The 15,474-nt window shown below is 56.2% G+C and carries 15 protein-coding genes; 6 read left to right on the top strand and 9 right to left on the bottom strand.

Translation table 11 applies throughout. The annotated features are described in order from the left end of the window. Nucleotides 1–7 precede the first annotated feature (7 nt). Nucleotides 8–487: a helix-turn-helix transcriptional regulator gene (locus R6T97_RS06770; protein ID WP_410348531.1), complete on the top strand. Its 480-nt coding sequence runs from the start codon at nt 8–10 to the stop codon at nt 485–487. Here the strand turns inward: R6T97_RS06770 and R6T97_RS06765 are convergent, their stop codons facing one another. The 3 genes from R6T97_RS06765 to R6T97_RS06755 form a co-directional block, all read right to left on the bottom strand. Next, nucleotides 488–871, bottom strand: a complete 384-nt coding sequence (locus R6T97_RS06765; RefSeq protein ID WP_410348530.1) for a DUF2237 family protein — start codon at nt 869–871, stop codon at nt 488–490. It lies immediately after the preceding gene. A 182-nt stretch (nt 872–1,053) separates the two neighbouring features. Then, a complete protein-coding gene (gene pth, locus R6T97_RS06760) occupies nt 1,054–1,728 on the bottom strand; it encodes an aminoacyl-tRNA hydrolase (RefSeq protein WP_410348529.1) in 675 nt (224 codons plus the stop codon). A gap of 152 nt (nt 1,729–1,880) precedes the next feature. Further along, complete coding sequence (locus R6T97_RS06755; RefSeq protein ID WP_410348528.1) at nt 1,881–2,534, bottom strand: 50S ribosomal protein L25/general stress protein Ctc; 654 nt, start codon at nt 2,532–2,534, stop codon at nt 1,881–1,883. Nucleotides 2,535–2,692: 158 nt separating this feature from the next. Between R6T97_RS06755 and R6T97_RS06750 the strand changes: the two genes are divergently transcribed. Beyond that, entirely contained in the window at nt 2,693–3,832 is a 1,140-nt protein-coding gene (locus R6T97_RS06750) for an MFS transporter (protein WP_410348527.1), read from the top strand. Nucleotides 3,833–3,957: 125 nt separating this feature from the next. Here the strand turns inward: R6T97_RS06750 and R6T97_RS06745 are convergent, their stop codons facing one another. From R6T97_RS06745 to trpA, 4 genes are all read right to left on the bottom strand, one after another. Beyond that, the gene (locus R6T97_RS06745; protein WP_410348526.1) at nt 3,958–4,236 is read right to left on the bottom strand and encodes a hypothetical protein; all 279 of its coding nucleotides are present in this window, start codon (nt 4,234–4,236) and stop codon (nt 3,958–3,960) included. 179 nt (nt 4,237–4,415) lie between these two features. Further along, entirely contained in the window at nt 4,416–4,724 is a 309-nt protein-coding gene (locus R6T97_RS06740; protein WP_410348525.1) for a hypothetical protein, read from the bottom strand. Nucleotides 4,725–4,903: 179 nt separating this feature from the next. Beyond that, the gene (locus R6T97_RS06735) at nt 4,904–6,067 is read right to left on the bottom strand and encodes an L-lactate dehydrogenase (protein ID WP_410348524.1); all 1,164 of its coding nucleotides are present in this window, start codon (nt 6,065–6,067) and stop codon (nt 4,904–4,906) included. Between the two features lie 94 nt (nt 6,068–6,161). Beyond that, entirely contained in the window at nt 6,162–6,953 is a 792-nt protein-coding gene (trpA, locus tag R6T97_RS06730) for a tryptophan synthase subunit alpha (protein ID WP_410348523.1), read from the bottom strand. Nucleotides 6,954–7,092: 139 nt separating this feature from the next. Here trpA and ychF point away from each other — a divergent pair, with 139 nt between their 5' ends. Continuing rightward, the gene (gene ychF, locus R6T97_RS06725; protein ID WP_410348522.1) at nt 7,093–8,190 is read left to right on the top strand and encodes a redox-regulated ATPase YchF; all 1,098 of its coding nucleotides are present in this window, start codon (nt 7,093–7,095) and stop codon (nt 8,188–8,190) included. Between the two features lie 30 nt (nt 8,191–8,220). Here the strand turns inward: ychF and R6T97_RS06720 are convergent, their stop codons facing one another. After that, the gene (locus R6T97_RS06720; RefSeq protein WP_410348521.1) at nt 8,221–9,048 is read right to left on the bottom strand and encodes a TIGR03915 family putative DNA repair protein; all 828 of its coding nucleotides are present in this window, start codon (nt 9,046–9,048) and stop codon (nt 8,221–8,223) included. Further along, nucleotides 9,048–10,283 carry a putative DNA modification/repair radical SAM protein gene (locus R6T97_RS06715; RefSeq protein WP_410348520.1) on the bottom strand — a complete coding sequence of 412 codons (1,236 nt, stop codon included), beginning with the start codon at nt 10,281–10,283 and terminating at the stop codon, nt 9,048–9,050. The genes R6T97_RS06720 and R6T97_RS06715 overlap by 1 nt, the downstream gene beginning before the upstream one ends. A 424-nt stretch (nt 10,284–10,707) precedes the next feature. On the opposite strand from R6T97_RS06715, the gene R6T97_RS06710 reads away from it, so the two are divergent. Genes R6T97_RS06710 through R6T97_RS06700 form a run of 3 tightly spaced genes read left to right on the top strand, consistent with a single transcriptional unit; the run spans nt 10,708 to nt 15,474 of the window. Then, nucleotides 10,708–13,578: a monovalent cation/H+ antiporter subunit A gene (locus R6T97_RS06710; RefSeq protein ID WP_410348519.1), complete on the top strand. Its 2,871-nt coding sequence runs from the start codon at nt 10,708–10,710 to the stop codon at nt 13,576–13,578. A gap of 1 nt (nt 13,579) precedes the next feature. Next, entirely contained in the window at nt 13,580–13,936 is a 357-nt protein-coding gene (locus R6T97_RS06705; RefSeq protein ID WP_410348518.1) for a Na+/H+ antiporter subunit C, read from the top strand. After that, nucleotides 13,933–15,474: a monovalent cation/H+ antiporter subunit D gene (locus tag R6T97_RS06700; protein ID WP_410348517.1), complete on the top strand. Its 1,542-nt coding sequence runs from the start codon at nt 13,933–13,935 to the stop codon at nt 15,472–15,474. The genes R6T97_RS06705 and R6T97_RS06700 overlap by 4 nt, the downstream gene beginning before the upstream one ends.

Genomic DNA, 15,474 nt, shown 5'->3' with positions numbered 1-15,474 from the left:
AACCAATTTGGAGAAAGGTCAATGGACGGTTGTCGTGATTGTGGTGGTGCAGCTTCTCTGCGCCATCTTTTTTGTCTCCCGCATCCTGGCGTCGGTGCTCGGCGTCGGTCCGCTGAGTTGGCAACTTTACGAATTGGTTGAATTGGGCGCGGCACTGGGCCTTTTGCTTGGTGTGGTGTTGGGGTGGATCGTATTGCGCCGCACGATGGCGCGCAATGTTGCGGTCGAAGATCAGCTTAGGGTGGCCTCGGGTGCATTCATGGATGTGTTGGAAGAACGCTTTGCCGCGTGGGTGCTGACCCCTGCCGAGCGCGACGTGGCGCTATTTGCGATAAAAGGCATGTCCACACAAGAAATTGCGACCCTGCGCAATGTCAGCGAGGGCACGATCAAAGCACAAACCAACGCAATTTACCGCAAAGCGGGGGTTTCCGGCCGGACCCAGCTGCTTAGCCTGTTTATTGACGATCTGATGGCGAAGGCCTGATCAGTTTTCGGGGTCATGCGCCGCATGGGTGCGCAGGATGTCGATCGAAACAATCTCGAGTGCCCGCACGTGGGTGGCATGCAGGTTGACCTGCGGCGCGCACCCTTCTTCGTGAGCCTGCAAAAACCGGCTGGCGCAAAGGCACCAGCCGTCGCCGGCCTTCAGCCCGGGAAAACCATATTCAGGCCGCGGTGTGCTGAGGTCATTACCGACGTATTTTGAAAAGGCGAGGAATTCATCCGTCATGACCGCGCATACCGTGTGGCTCCCTTGATCAGCCGCGCAGGTATCACATGCCCCATTTCGGAAAAATCCGGTCATGGGATCAATGGAGCAGGGTGCCAAGGCGCTTCCGAGAACGTTGAAGGAAGGGTCTTTTTCCATGGTGCCTATGCCTTTCTGTCTTTGATTGACTAATTAGGTCAACGATATCGATTTGCCACGGTTGAAGTTTTTCCGGGTTCAAATTTCAACGCCCTATTTCGGTTGGCACCGTGACTGCGGCAAACGGCATTGTCAGAGCTTTCGTTCAGATCACCGGGTCCAAGCCGCGTTAAGTGTGCTGTTCAACGAAATCTATCGACCAGCTTTTGCATTGCCGAGCGTGTGTCGGGGGCCGGTTCGGGTGCAGGGTCGGGCACCTTTGGCTTTTTTGCTGATTTGGACGAGCGCGGCGGAGCCACACGCAAGGCGATCGCGTTGAGGAACTTGGCACCATCGCCCGCGACCAGATCGGCGATGCCGTCACTGATGCCGCGCAATTCATCATCGAGCCATTCCGCATCTGCTTTGGGAAAATCGCGCAAGACATATCCCGGGACAGCATCTTTATGGCCCGGATGCCCGACACCCATGCGGACCCGTTCATAATCTGGTCCGATATGTCCGTGTATCGACCGCAAGCCATTGTGCCCCGCATGACCGCCGCCTGTCTTGAGCCGGACTTTGCCGGGTGCCAGATCAATCTCGTCATGGAACACGATTACGTCTTCCGGAGAGAGCTTGAGATAGCGCATCGCCTCTCCTACGGACTGGCCGGAAAGATTCATGAAGGTTTCAGGTTTGAGAAGCGTCACCCGTTTCGACCCGAGGCGGCCCTCGCAGGTTTGCCCTTGGAACTTTGACCGCCAACTGCTGAACCCATGGTCCGCCGCGATCCGGTCTGCCGCCATGAAGCCGATGTTATGGCGGTTATGCGCGTATTTCGCGCCAGGATTTCCAAGGCCGACAAGTAATTTCATAACCACAACTTACCTTATGCCGTATTGCAGCGCCAGAGCGCGTTTGTTCGGGGCAGGTGGGTGGCGCCTGCGCTCACCTGAATTGTTTGACAAAAGAAAAGGGCATCCCGAACGGAATGCCCTTCTTGATCGAAACGACGTAACGTGGCGCTTTAGTCTTCTGCAGCCTCGTCGTCAGTCGTTGGAACTTCGTCTGCGGCGACTTCTTCAGTGTCGTCATCCTCGGCCAGCAGGGCACGAGGTGCCTGCACGTTGGCGATGACAAAATCACGGTCGGTAATCGCAGGTGTCGCGCCTTCGGGCAGCGTGACATCGCTGATCGAAATGGTATCGCCGATTTGAACTTCGGCCAGATCAATCTCGATGTGCTCGGGGATGTCGCCGGCCAGAACGTCAAGCTCGACTTCGTTGCGCACAACGGTCAGAACGCCGCCTTTTTTCACGCCGGGGCATGTATCCATGTTGAGAAACTCAACAGGGATAAAGATTTTCACACGGCTGGTACGCTTGAGGCGCATCAGGTCGATATGTGTCGGCAGGTCCTTGACCACGTCGCGCTGGATACCGCGGCAGATGACGCGCACATCGTCTTGCCCCTCGATCTTGAGGTTGTGCAGCGTGGACATAAAGCCACCCTTGCGCAGTTTTGTCAGAAGGTAGTTGAAAGGGATGCTGATGGATTGCGGGTCAATACCGCCACCATAAACAATGCCAGGTACGTCGCCTTGACGGCGAGCTTGGCGGGCGGCCCCCTTGCCTGTCCCCGCGCGTACCGTGGCGTTAAGATCTTGGACCTTAGCAGCCATAGGAATTCTCCAATAATGTAGGGGCCCGCCTCCAAGGGTGTCCGAGCCCGATGAAGACAGCCGTATAGGGGGGATTGACGGATTTGGAAAGTCGTTTTTACACGGTAAGACAACTTTGAAACTTGCATTGGTTTCCGGCGCAAGGCAGGGATGCGCTCATGTCCATTCTGAACGCCCTTTCCCTGTCCCGACGCCCGGCCACTGCTTTTGTTGTGGTCGGTATGTTTTGGGGCTGTTTTGCAGCCTATGTTCCGGTGATCAAAGCACAATTAGGGGCGTCTGATGCGCTTTTCGGCACTTTGCTTTTGGGGTCTGCGACAGGTCTGGTGTCTGCGATGTGGTTGGCACCACGTGCAGACCGGATCTTGGGCGCGCGGGCAATGCAAGTGAGTGCGATTCTGCTTGCGGCCGCATGGTTGCTGCCGGGGTTGATTACGGTTCCGATTGTCTTTGCGCTGGCGATGGGTTTTGTCGGACTGGCGTCCGGTCTGCTCGATGTGGTCATGAACGCGCGGGTTAGTGAACTCGAAGCAAAACACAACCGCCCCTTGATGAACGCCAATCATGCGATGTTTTCGGTGGCATATGCCTGTGGCGCATTGCTTGTTGGCATCACGCGTGAAGCCGGATTGCCACCGGGCCCAGTGTTTGCAGGCTTTGGCGTGATCGCTTTGCTGATGCTGCCTCTCATGAAGATGGACGTCACCTATGTCGAAGCCGAAGAAGGTTATTCTGGGGGCTATCCGCTTTGGCCTATTGTGATCTGCGGCGCGATTGTCCTCGTGGCTTTCATGTCCGAGGCCACGGTCGAAGCATGGTCAGCTTTGCATGTCGAACGCACACTGGGCGGCAGTGCGGCTGAAGGGGCGCTGGGTCCTGCGATGCTGGGTATCACGATGGCTATTGGCAGGTTTTCTGGGCAGGTTGTAGCCGAGCGATTGCGGGAAATCCCTTTTGTGATAGGGGCTAGTGTCATTTCGGCACTTGGGGCGGTGATTGCCGCACTGGCCCCGACGCCACTCGTGGCTTACGTTGGTTTCGGGATCTTGGGACTAGGTGTATCTGTCATCGGCCCCATCGGACTGGCGCTGGTCGGCAAGCTGGTGGCGCCGCATTTACGGACCGAAGCAATCAGCCGCACGGCCGTGATCGGATTTTCGGGATTCTTCTTTGCGCCGATGGTGATGGGCCTGCTGTCAGAGGCCTTTGGACTACGCTTTGCGTTCTTGGCGGTTGCGCTCTTGCTGCTGGGCACGGTGCCTTTGGCGTTGGCTGCTAAAAAGCAGTCGCGGGGCTGACAGGCTGCGCTTGGGGGGCAAGGCGCAGTCTGGTTCAGTAACGCTGGGGGCGACATCCATTCCGATGCCGCCCCTTGATATAGCGCTTAGGCGTGATTGGCGAAGCCATGTAATAAGATCCTTCATCAGGGACAAAGAGAAACAGCGTAGTTGTCCTGAGAAATGGCACAGTCGTCTGTCGAACCGGTTGAGTCAGGCTCATCAGAGCTATCATTCCCTACGGTCGATACAATCAACAGCGCGGCCACGATACCGACTACGATGTATGCGGGGTTGATCGACGGATTGGCGGCGACCAGTTCTTGCTCCATGGCGGGGGCTTCCACGATTACGGGAGAAAGGCCGCCCGCAAAGGCTGTATTGGCAGACAGTGCAATTGCTGCTGCATAAATTGTTGTTTTCATGGACATATTCAGGGTCCTTACTCATTTACTGTTTTAACTGGGTTGAAACCTTTCGGACTTCCCACTGTGGAAGGTATTTCAATCTGAAATACACGTCACCGTCAAGGCAGCAGGTTCCGAAAGGTCGATCACTTCACGTTCATTGCTTTGGCTCATCAGCCTGATTCAAGCGAAGGCGATTATTCTGTGATCACTTGGCTTACTCGCCCGCTGATACGAACTACTCTATTGTCTGACGTTGACTCAGGTTCCTCATTTAGCGCAATTGGCGTGAGTGTGTCGCTGTTGTCGTTACCAACCGAGGCTGCGATCAGCAGTGCGGCCACAACACCGACCACGATATATGCAGGGTCGATGGATGGTGTAGCAGCAACGATTTCGTCTTCGACCAAGGGTGTCTCGGTGATGGCAGGGGAAAGCCCGCCAGCGAAAGCTGTAGTGGCGGTGAGCGCCAGTACGGCGGCGATAGCGGTGGTTTTGATAGGCATCATATGCTCCTCGTTACATTGTTACTATAGGCGCGCGCGGGATGCCCCCAAGCCACGCACCAGCGGTGAGGCGTCCTAAAGATTAAGAAAAAGGCAACAGTTGGGCAGATGTATGCGGCGCTAACAAAAAGAAGTAATTTTTAGAAAAAAGTTTGGTTTGTGAGCCGGAGAATGATTGATCAGCTCCAGCGCCCTTCGAAATCTTCGGGAACCAGCAGAATATCCCGGTCCAAGGTCTTGACGTCCCGCCGCCCGCAAAGCGCCATTGTCGTATCCAGTTCCTTGTGGATCACCTCCAGCGCAGTGGTCACGCCTTTTTCGCCCATCGCACCCAGACCATTTACAAAGGCGCGCCCGATGTATGTGCCCTTTGCCCCCATCGCGAGAGCCTTGAGCACGTCCTGACCGGACCGGATGCCGCTATCAAGGTGGACTTCCACCTTGTCGCCGACAGCATCCATGATCGCTGGCAATGCGCGGATCGACGATAATGCGCCATCCAGTTGTCGCCCGCCGTGGTTGGACACAATAATCGCATCGGTGCCCAGTTCTGCGGCTTTTTTGGCATCATCGGCGTCCAGGATACCTTTCAGGATCACCTTGCCGCCCCACATTTGCATCAGTTGCGCGACACGATCCCAGTCCAGCGCATGGTCAAAGGCCTCGGCGATCCACGAAGACAGGGACGAAGGATCGGACACGCCCTTGGCATGGCCCACGATATTGCCGAAAAAACGCCGCTTGGTTTGCAGCATTTCAATGCCCCAAGGCCATTTCGTCGCCAAATCCGCCATGCTGGAGACTGTCAGTTTGGGTGGTGCCGACAGGCCGTTCTTGAGATCCTTGTGACGCTGCCCCATGATCTGCAGATCAAGCGTGATCACCATCGCCGAACAGCCCGCATCACGCGCGCGGTCAAACAGGCGCTGCATGAAGTCATCATCTTTCAGCGTATAGACCTGAAACCAGAACGGTTTTGTTGTGTTCTCGGCCACGTCTTCGATTGAGCAGATCGACATGGTAGACAGGGTAAACGGCACGCCGAACTTTTCGGCAGCACGCGCTGCTTTGATTTCGCCATCGGCGCATTGCATGCCGGTCATGCCGACAGGGGCAAGTGCGACAGGCATCGACACGTCCTGCCCGATCATCTGGCTTGCGGTGGTGCGGTTCGTCATATCGACTGCGATACGCTGTCGCAGACGGATCTGGTCAAAATCAGACGTGTTCTCGCGGAACGTCTGTTCGGTCCAACTGCCGCTTTCAGCGTAGTCATAAAACATCTTGGGCGTCCGACGTTTATGAAGCCGCTTGAGGTCAGCGATCGTTGTGATGACGGGCATAACGAAATCCTTGAATTGGTCATTATTTGTTACCGATTTAAAGGGCTTACGCAAGTACCTGCGTTGATGTGGATCAAAACGTAAGAAGCACCGATTAGCCTTGGTGTGTTCCGTCTGCCAAAGTCTTCACAAAGGCCAGAACATCATCCACGCTTTCGCCTGCACCGATCTTTTCGACGATTGCAGAGCCGACCACGGCACCATCAGCCACGCGCGCAATCGCCTCGGCCGCATCGGGTGTCTTGATGCCAAAACCAACGATGACAGGCAGGTCAGTCTTGGATTTGATCCGCGCGACTTCGGGGCCCACATCGCCGGCCTGCGCGTCAGCGGTGCCTGTGATACCTGTCATGGAAACATAATAGACAAAGCCGGAGGTGTTCTGCAGAACCGTCGGCAGGCGCTTGGCATCTGTTGTCGGGGTCGCCAGCCGGATAAAGTTGATGCCCATCTTCTGGGCCGGAATACAAAGCTCGTCGTCTTCTTCAGGTGGCAGGTCGACAATGATCAACCCGTCAACGCCAGCGGCCGTGGCGTCATTGAGGAACCTGTCGACACCGCGCGAATAGATCGGGTTATAGTACCCCATCAAGACAATCGGTGTGGTATCGTCCGTCTTGCGTAATTCCCGTGCGTATTGCAGCGTTTTTTCCAGGGTTTGTCCGGATTCAAGGGCGCGCTGACCCGCCAATTGAATGGTCGCGCCGTCGGCCATAGGGTCTGTGAAGGGGACGCCCAGTTCAATGACATCGACACCGGCAGCGGGCAGGCCTTTGACAATCTCAAGCCCGGTTTCATAGTCGGGATCGCCTGCCATGACATAGGCCACAAATGCTTTTTTGCCCTGCTCGCGCAACTGCGCGAATTTTGCGTCGATTCTGCTCATTTCTGTCCCCGGTCTGCACACTTAGTTCGGTTTGCTTGAAGGCACAGGGAAAATCAATGGCAGAGTGCGTTTGCCCAAGCTGCTTGCGCAGTTGGCCATCGCCCCCTAGAAGCGCGAAAAGGAACAAAGGAGAGCCGTGATGGGTTTCAAGATGGGTATTGTGGGTTTGCCGAATGTCGGCAAATCCACCTTGTTTAACGCATTGACCAAGACGGCAGCGGCACAGGCGGCGAATTTCCCGTTCTGTACGATTGAACCCAATGTCGGCGATGTGGCTGTCCCTGATGCGCGTCTTGAAAAACTTGCGGCGATTGCGGGCTCCAAGCAGATTATTCCGACGCGGATGACATTCGTCGATATCGCAGGGCTGGTGAAGGGTGCCAGCAAGGGCGAAGGGCTGGGCAACCAGTTTCTGGCCAATATCCGTGAATGTGATGCTATCGCCCATGTCCTGCGCTGCTTTGAAGATGATGACATCACCCATGTCGAGGGCCGTGTTGATCCGGTGGAAGACGCAGAAGTGATCGAAACCGAACTTATGCTCGCCGATCTTGAGAGCATAGAGAAACGCCTGCAAAACCTGACGCGCAAGGTTCGTGGCGGCGACAAGGAGGCTGTGCAGCAGGTGCGCCTTCTTGAAAAGGCGCAGGTGGCATTGGAAGAAGGTAAGCCAGCGCGCACTGTCGATGTGGATGCGGACGACGCAAAAGCATGGAGGCTGCTGCAACTGCTGACCACCAAGCCGGTTCTCTATGTCTGCAATGTCGAAGAAGACAGTGCCGGTTCAGGCAACAGCCAATCTGCGCGGGTGGCCGAAATGGCCGCGGCGCAAGGCAACTCCCACGTCGTGATCTCTGCTCGGATCGAAGAAGAAATCAGCCAGTTGGAACCGGATGAGGCTGAAATGTTTCTTGAAGAAATGGGTCTGGAAGAAGCAGGCCTCGACCGGTTGATCCGTGCAGGCTACGAATTGCTCCACCTGCAGACCTATTTCACCGTAGGCCCAAAAGAGGCGCGTGCATGGACCATCAAGGAAGGCACATCAGCGCCGCAGGCTGCCGGTGTGATCCATGGCGATTTTGAGCGCGGCTTCATTCGTGCTGAGACCATCGCTTATGATGATTTCATCACGCTTGGCGGCGAACAGCCAGCCAAGGAAGCAGGCAAGATGCGGGCGGAAGGCAAGGGTTACATCGTCAAAGACGGCGATGTGATGCACTTTTTGTTCAACACCTAAGGGCGCAAGGCGCGCAAGAAAGCCGACTTGTCAGCGCTTCCCGCGCAGTTGCTTCTGGATAGCCTTCATGCGTTCTGGCGGCATGGTGGGTGCATTATCCCTCATCTGCTGTATTTTGGCTTCGGCCCCCGCGATCAGCCCGTGAATATGCTGCGCCTCAGGCAGGTTCTTCCAGTATTTCTTGGGCATCTCGGATGTCATCGCACTGACCTTCAGCCGCGCAGGGTTGAAGATATTGCAGAAATAAGTGCCCCAAAGCGCCTCTGCCGCGTCCTCGGGCAGGTCCGGTTTGGGCTGGCCGGGGTGGAACGTCAGGTTGCCATCAACAAACTGCGCGGTCACATCGGGGGTCGCGATCATCCAGTCCATATCGGCAAAGCGGCGTGCAAAGAAGGGGGCGGTGGGTTCAACCGTGTGATGCGTTGGTTCAAACCATGCGGCAAAGCTGCGTCTGTCGCCACCCTGCCGCAGATCACGAAAACGGACAAAGGCTTTCATCTTGTGCTTGCACCGATGCACGCCCTTTTCCATCTGGCGCAATTTAGCCAGTTCGGGATCGGCGCGGTCCTGCATCAGGCCGGGTTGGTGGCGCAGACGCCAGAGCAGGCTGTAAAGCCTTGCAAAGCGTTGCGGGTCTTTGTGCCAAACGACCCAATGCGCCATTTCGACAAAGCTTTGGGGCGCTTTGATCCGGCGTGTCACGGGCGGCAAGGGTGTGGCTGTGGCAAAGAGTTCGCCCATCTCGTTATCGAAATCCCAAAGGATATCGTCAGGGGAAACGCCTGCGCTGATCAGGCGCTTGGCGGCGTCGCGCCACGCGATATCAGTGCCGATGCGGGGCAGGGGAACGGTATACATCAAAAAAGGCTCAACTGTTCAGGGGGCGGGGCGAAGCGCGCGCGCAGGTCTGCGCTGTCCGTCAGGCCACCCGGTGACCAATCCTGCGCGGTGATAAAGGCCTTTGCTTTCTTCAGCGACGCCCCCATCCGCAACAGATCATCGTACCGCAGCCTGCGGTGCCTGCGCGTGGACAGGATGCGCCCGACCGTGCGGGTGCCGAACCCCGGGACGCGTAACAACATGTTCTTGCTGGCGCGGTTCACGTCCACCGGAAAATCTGCACGGTTTTGCAGAGCCCACGCCAGCTTTGGATCGACATCCAGATCAAGGTTTCCGTCGGGGCGTGCGGCGGTGATTTCGTCCACACCAAAACCATAAAAGCGCAACAACCAATCCGCCTGATAAAGCCTGTGTTCGCGTGCCAATGGCGGCTTGATGAGGGGCAGTGTCGCGGTGGCATCAGGGATCGGCGAAAAGGCTGAATAATAGACCCGCTTGAGCTTGTAATCCCCATAAAGCCGGCTGGAATGGCTAAGGATCGTCGCATCGCTCGACCTGTCGGCGCCAATGATCATCTGTGTGGACTGTCCCGCCGGAACAAAACGCTTGCCGCGCTTGCCTGTATAGCTGCGTTCGTCCGCTACATCCTTGCGGGCTTTTACATCGCCCATGGCCTTGCGGATGGTCGCGGGGTTCTTTTCGGGGGCATAGGCCTTAACGCTGTTGTCTGTCGGCAATTCCACATTGATCGACAGACGGTCGGCATAAAGCCCTGCCTCCTCGATCAATTCAGGGGCTGCGTCGGGGATGGTTTTCAGGTGGATATATCCGCGAAAATTCTCGACCTCGCGCAGACGCTTGGCGATTTGCAACATGTCTTCCATGGTTTTGTCCGGCGACTGGATGATGCCGGAAGACAAAAACAGTCCCTCAATGTAGTTTCGGCGGTAAAACTCGATCGTCAGTTGCACGACCTCATCGGGCGAAAACCGTGCGCGCTGCACATTCGACGACACCCGGTTGACGCAATAGGCGCAGTCATAGATGCAGAAATTCGTCATCAGGATTTTCAGCAGGCTGATGCAGCGCCCGTCAGGGGCATAGGCATGGCAAATTCCGGACCCTCCGGTCGACCCTAACCCCTTGCCATCGCGGCTATCACGCCGTGTGGTCCCACTGGACGCGCACGAGGCATCATAGCGGGCCGCGTCAGAGAGAATAGCGAGCTTTTGAGTGAGAGTGAGGCGAGACATATGTTCATGTTATGTTCTAAATATCCAGCTTGCAAGACAGGTTTGCTTACACTGCCCGCGGCATTTTGGAATGTGCAAGGTCGCGCTGTCGTTTTATCAAGACCGGGTCGGGTAAAAAGGCAACTACTGCGGGTCTGAGGCTCAAGACCTGCAAGCTTCAGGGCGGAAAAGTTTCATCATACATCCGATCTCCCAGATCCTTGGACGACATACTTGAAATCAATAACTTGCGGATATTCGAGACGCACTTGGTCAAGTACAGGTATCGTGCCGAACCAAATCTGGCGCAATAAGCCCTAACGCCCGAGACTGATCCGTTTGCTGAGACATGAAGGCCCGAAAGAGACAAAATTATTGCATTTCTCCCTTTTCAAGCCCGTCCGCTTTGGTCACACATTCATCATCTAAAATTTCGGGAGTTACCGTGTCCCTCTTTTTTATCGTCGCATTGCCATTCTTTGGTGCTTTGCTTCCCGGCTTGATGAATTCTGCTGGCAGGTCCGCCTGTGCAGGCGTTACGTTTACCGTGACATTAACCGCTTTTGTCGGCTTGCTGACGAACCTGCCAGCTATCATTGCCGGTGACATCGTGACCGCGCGCATCGACTGGATGCCCGCACTTGGGCTGAACTTTACGCTCATGCTTGATGGACTGGGATTTTTCTTTGCCTTGTTGATCCTCGGAATCGGCCTTTTGATCATCGCATATGCGCGGCAGTATCTGAGTCGCGCCGACAATATGGGCGAGTTCTTTACCTATCTGCTGCTCTTTCAGGGCGCGATGGTGGGTATCGTTCTGAGCGATAACATCCTGCTTTTGCTGATCTTCTGGGAGCTGACTTCGCTCTCGTCATTCCTGTTGATCGGTTACTGGAAGCACCTTCCCGAAGGCCGACAGGGAGCGCGGATGGCGCTGACTGTGACGGGTATGGGCGGGCTTGCGATGATCGGTGGGATGCTGATCCTGGGGCAAATCGTGGGAAGCTATGACCTCAGCGTCATTTTGCAGAACCGTGACCTTATTCAGGCCGATCCGCTTTATGTGCCCGCGCTGATTCTGATTTTGCTGGGGTGTTTTACCAAATCGGCCCAGTTTCCGTTCCATTTCTGGCTGCCGCACGCGATGGCGGCTCCGACGCCGGTTTCGGCCTATCTGCACTCTGCCACGATGGTAAAGGCCGGTATCTTCCTGATGGCACGAATGTGGCCTGTTTTGTCTGGTACGACCGAATGGTTCGTGATCGTCACGACGGCCGGATTGGTGACCATGGTTTTGGGGGCGGTGATTGCGCTTTTCAAACATGATCTCAAGGCCCTGCTTGCCTTTTCCACGGTCAGTCATCTGGGTCTGATCACCATGCTGCTGGGCACCGGAACGGCGTTTGGTGCCATGGCGGCGGTCTTTCACATCCTCAATCACGCCACGTTCAAGGCGGCATTGTTCATGTCTGCGGGCATCATCGACCATGAGGCCCACACCCGTGACATCAGGCGTTTGGGAGGTTTGCGCACCTTGATGCCGGTGACTTTTGTGATCGTGGTGCTTGCGGCCCTGTCCATGGCCGGCATTCCACTGCTCAATGGCTTTCTGTCCAAGGAAATGATGCTGGAAGAGGCCAACCACACAGTTCTTTTCAACAGCCCCTTGCTGGTTCCTGTGCTGGCGACGGTTGGTTCGCTGTTTTCTGCGGCCTATTGTTTCCGCCTGATCAGTCATGTGTTTTTCGGCCCTGTGCGTGATGATTATCCTGCCAAACCGCATGATCCGCCTGTCGGGATGTGGCTGCCGCCTGCGCTTTTAATCATACCGGTGGTATTGATTGGTGTGGCCCCTTTCGTTGCAGAGCCTTTCGTTAGACTGGTCACTGCCGCTGTGCTTGGCGAGGCGGCAGACCTGCCGTCGGCGCATCTCAAGCTTTGGCACGGATTGGTGCCAGCACTTTATATGTCTATCATCGCCGTAACCGGCGGTCTGGTCATGCTGGCGGTCTTCAAGCCCGCCCTGCGTGTGTGGGATGCCTTGCCGCGGCCGGAAGCCAAGACGGCCTTCGAGGCCGTGGTTGCCGTCGCTGTTAAGCTGTCCCAAGTATTGATATTGCCGCTTCATAACGGCGCGTTCTCACGCTACGCCGCCATCGGCACCGTCGTGATCGTCGTGGCCGGATACTACGCATGGGTCACCGGAACAGTCGGCGTACCGATGCATCAGATGCAGGCTGCGGACCCCGTTCTGATTTCTGGCTGGGGCATGTTGGTTGCGGCAACCATCGGCATGGTCTTCCTGCATCGCAACCGTTTCCTGTCATTGATCCTGATCGGGATCGTGGGCCTTATGGTATCAATCGGGTTTGTCTTTCTGAGCGCACCTGACCTTGCGATGACCCAGTTCACGGTCGAGGTGGTCACGATCATCCTGTTGCTTTTGGCCCTGAACTTTCTGCCCAACCGGACCCCTGTCGAAAGCACCGTCTTGCGGCGGATGCGCGATATCGCTGTGGCGGTTGCCGGCGGATTGGCAAGCTTTGCGCTGGCCTATTATTATATGCTGCGTGATCCGGTCGGCACGGCGATTTCAGAGTTTCATCTCGAGAATTCCTACAAGGGCGGCGGCGGTACCAATGTGGTGAACGTCATTCTGGTCGACTTCCGTGGTTTTGATACCTTTGGCGAGATTATCGTGCTGAGCATCGCCGCCCTGTTGATCTATGCCTTGACGGTATCTTTGCTAAACGGGCCTGTCGGGGCGCGGCTTTTGAAGCGCAGGCCCGATCAGCCGCAGGCGGGTGGCGTCCATCCGATGATGATGGTTGTGCTGACCCGCGGAATGATGCCTGTGGTCATGATGGTTGGTTTCTATATTTTCCTGAGTGGTCACAACGAACCCGGTGGCGGATTTATCGCGGGTCTGATTGTGTCAATCGGGGTCGTGATGCAGTATATGGCCAGTGGTTTTGCATGGACTGCCGCGCGGTTGAGATATCCCTATCACGGTGTGATCGGTGCAGGGGTGCTTGTCGCTGGTTTGACGGGGATCGGCTCTTGGTTTGTCGACAAGCCGTTCCTGACCTCCGATTTCATGTATGTGCGTATTCCTCCTTTCGAGAAGTTCGAGCTTGCGACGGCGGCGCTTTTTGATGTGGGCGTGTTCCTCTCCGTCGTGGGCGCTGTGATGTTGTCACTCGAGAGTTTCTCGCGTCTGGCCCGCCGCAGTGGGAGCACCCCAAGCGACTATCCGATGGATGTTGACCCATCCAGAGATGCACCGCCTCAGCGAACCGTGCAGGAGGGCGTGTAGCATGGAATTTCTCATTGCTTCGGCTATCGGCACCATGACCGCCGCAGGTATTTATCTTTTGCTGCGGTTGCGTACGTTTCCGGTGATTTTGGGGATCTCGTTGCTGACCTATGCGGTGAACGTCTTTCTGTTCACGTCTGGTCGTCTCGTCGTGGGTGCGCCGCCGGTGTTGCGTGACAACATCACGACTTATACAGACCCGTTGCCGCAAGCGCTCGTGCTCACGGCGATTGTGATTTCATTCGGTATGACGGCTGTCGTTGTTATGATCGCTCTGGGGGCCTTCCTTGGATCTGACGATGACCATGTGGATGATCAACCCGACGCATCCCAAGACAAGCCGGAGGGATCGGCATGACTCATTGGCTTATCGCACCAGTCATCTTGCCTGCGATGTTGGCCCCGTTCATCGTGCTGGCAGCGCGCTATCATATCGGCATCCAACGGGTGTTTTCGATCGCGGGTGTTTTGATTCTGGTCGCGATTTCCGGCGGCTTGGCTTGGGCCACATCTGATGGAACGATCCTGCTCTACCAGTTGGGCAATTGGGCGGCCCCGTTCGGTATTGTTCTGGTCGGGGACAGTTTATCGACCATGATGATCCTGCTCACCTCGGTTCTGGCGCTCTTTGTGCTGATATACGCGATCAGTTCGGGCTGGGACGATAGGGGGTGGCATTTCCATGCGCTGTTCCAGTTCCAGTTGATGGGGATACTGGGCGCGTTCCTGACCGGAGACCTGTTTAACCTTTTCGTGTTTTTCGAGGTTTTGCTGATCGCGTCCTACGGTCTCATGATCCATGCCGGTGGCACTGTCAGATTGCGCGCCGGTGTGCAGTATGTGCTTTTCAACCTCATCGGTTCGACACTGTTCCTTTTCGCGCTGGGCTCGATCTATGCCGAAACCGGTACGCTCAACATGGCTGATCTGGCAAATCGGGTGGCGCTGATCAGCCCGGAAGAGACTGTCGGTATTCGCGTTGCCGCCGTCTTGTTGTTGCTTGTCTTCGCAATCAAAGCAGCCCTTGTTCCGCTGCATTTCTGGTTGCCTTCCAGCTATGCTGAGGCGCCGGCACCGGTCGCAGCGCTGTTCGCAATCATGACCAAAGTCGGGGCCTACGCGATTATTCGTGTCTATACGCTGGTCTTTCCCCCTGATCTTGAAGTCACGGCGGGGTTGCATAACACATGGCTACTGCCCGCTGCGCTGGTTTCGCTTTCGATCGGGATGGTCGGTGTACTGGCGGCCAAAAGGTTCGACCGGCTGGTGGCATTTTCTATCATCGGATCGATGGGGATGGTCTTGGTGTCTATCGCGCTCTTTTCACCAGAGGGGATCGCGGCCGCGCTTTATTACATCGTGCATTCGACATTCGCGGGTGCCGCGCTTTTCCTGATCGTCGATCTGGTCCGTTCCGGACGCGCAGACCTTGCGCTGACACCCCAAGCGCCCGTTGCCGGTGCGACGATCACGGCCAGTTTGTTCTTTGTGGCTGCAATTGCGATGGCGGGGTTGCCGCCTTTGTCGGGGTTCCTGGGCAAGCTTCTGGTGCTTGATGCGGCATTCGGCACCGATACGATGGTCTGGATCTGGGCTGTTGTCTTGGGTTCCAGCCTGATCAGCATCGTCGGGTTCGCCCGTGCCGGTAGCGTCTTGTTCTGGAAAGCGCAAAGCGTGACGCCGCCGGAGGATATTGCAAAAGCGGAGCCACCCGGAAAAATGTGTTATGTCGCGATCGGCGGGCTGATCATGCTCCTGGTCTTGCATACTGTCTTTGCAGGGCATGTGCATCGCTATACAACGTCAATCGCAGCCCAGTTGTTCAATCCCGAGCCTTATATTTCGACCGTCGTCGATACGCCGGGCAAACTCAGCAAACCTACGGAAGATCAATGA

Source organism: Yoonia sp., assembly GCF_046498525.1.
In the GTDB taxonomy this organism is placed as follows: Bacteria; Pseudomonadota; Alphaproteobacteria; order Rhodobacterales; family Rhodobacteraceae; genus Yoonia.
This window is presented reverse-complemented; position numbering and strand designations above follow the sequence as displayed.

Bases quoted from the DNA above. Each gene is read 5' to 3' on its own strand.
- R6T97_RS06720 (WP_410348521.1), bottom strand. From the start codon at position 9,048: ATGTATACCGTTCCCCTGCCCCGCATCGGCACTGATATCGCGTGGCGC.
- R6T97_RS06750 (WP_410348527.1), top strand. From the start codon at position 2,693: ATGTCCATTCTGAACGCCCTTTCCCTGTCCCGACGCCCGGCCACTGCT.
- R6T97_RS06700 (WP_410348517.1), top strand. From the start codon at position 13,933: ATGACTCATTGGCTTATCGCACCAGTCATCTTGCCTGCGATGTTGGCC.
- pth (WP_410348529.1), bottom strand. From the start codon at position 1,728: ATGAAATTACTTGTCGGCCTTGGAAATCCTGGCGCGAAATACGCGCAT.
- R6T97_RS06735 (WP_410348524.1), bottom strand. From the start codon at position 6,067: ATGCCCGTCATCACAACGATCGCTGACCTCAAGCGGCTTCATAAACGT.
- R6T97_RS06755 (WP_410348528.1), bottom strand. From the start codon at position 2,534: ATGGCTGCTAAGGTCCAAGATCTTAACGCCACGGTACGCGCGGGGACA.
- R6T97_RS06765 (WP_410348530.1), bottom strand. From the start codon at position 871: ATGGAAAAAGACCCTTCCTTCAACGTTCTCGGAAGCGCCTTGGCACCC.
- R6T97_RS06740 (WP_410348525.1), bottom strand. From the start codon at position 4,724: ATGCCTATCAAAACCACCGCTATCGCCGCCGTACTGGCGCTCACCGCC.
- R6T97_RS06705 (WP_410348518.1), top strand. From the start codon at position 13,580: ATGGAATTTCTCATTGCTTCGGCTATCGGCACCATGACCGCCGCAGGT.
- R6T97_RS06745 (WP_410348526.1), bottom strand. From the start codon at position 4,236: ATGAAAACAACAATTTATGCAGCAGCAATTGCACTGTCTGCCAATACA.
- trpA (WP_410348523.1), bottom strand. From the start codon at position 6,953: ATGAGCAGAATCGACGCAAAATTCGCGCAGTTGCGCGAGCAGGGCAAA.
- R6T97_RS06715 (WP_410348520.1), bottom strand. From the start codon at position 10,283: ATGTCTCGCCTCACTCTCACTCAAAAGCTCGCTATTCTCTCTGACGCG.
- ychF (WP_410348522.1), top strand. From the start codon at position 7,093: ATGGGTTTCAAGATGGGTATTGTGGGTTTGCCGAATGTCGGCAAATCC.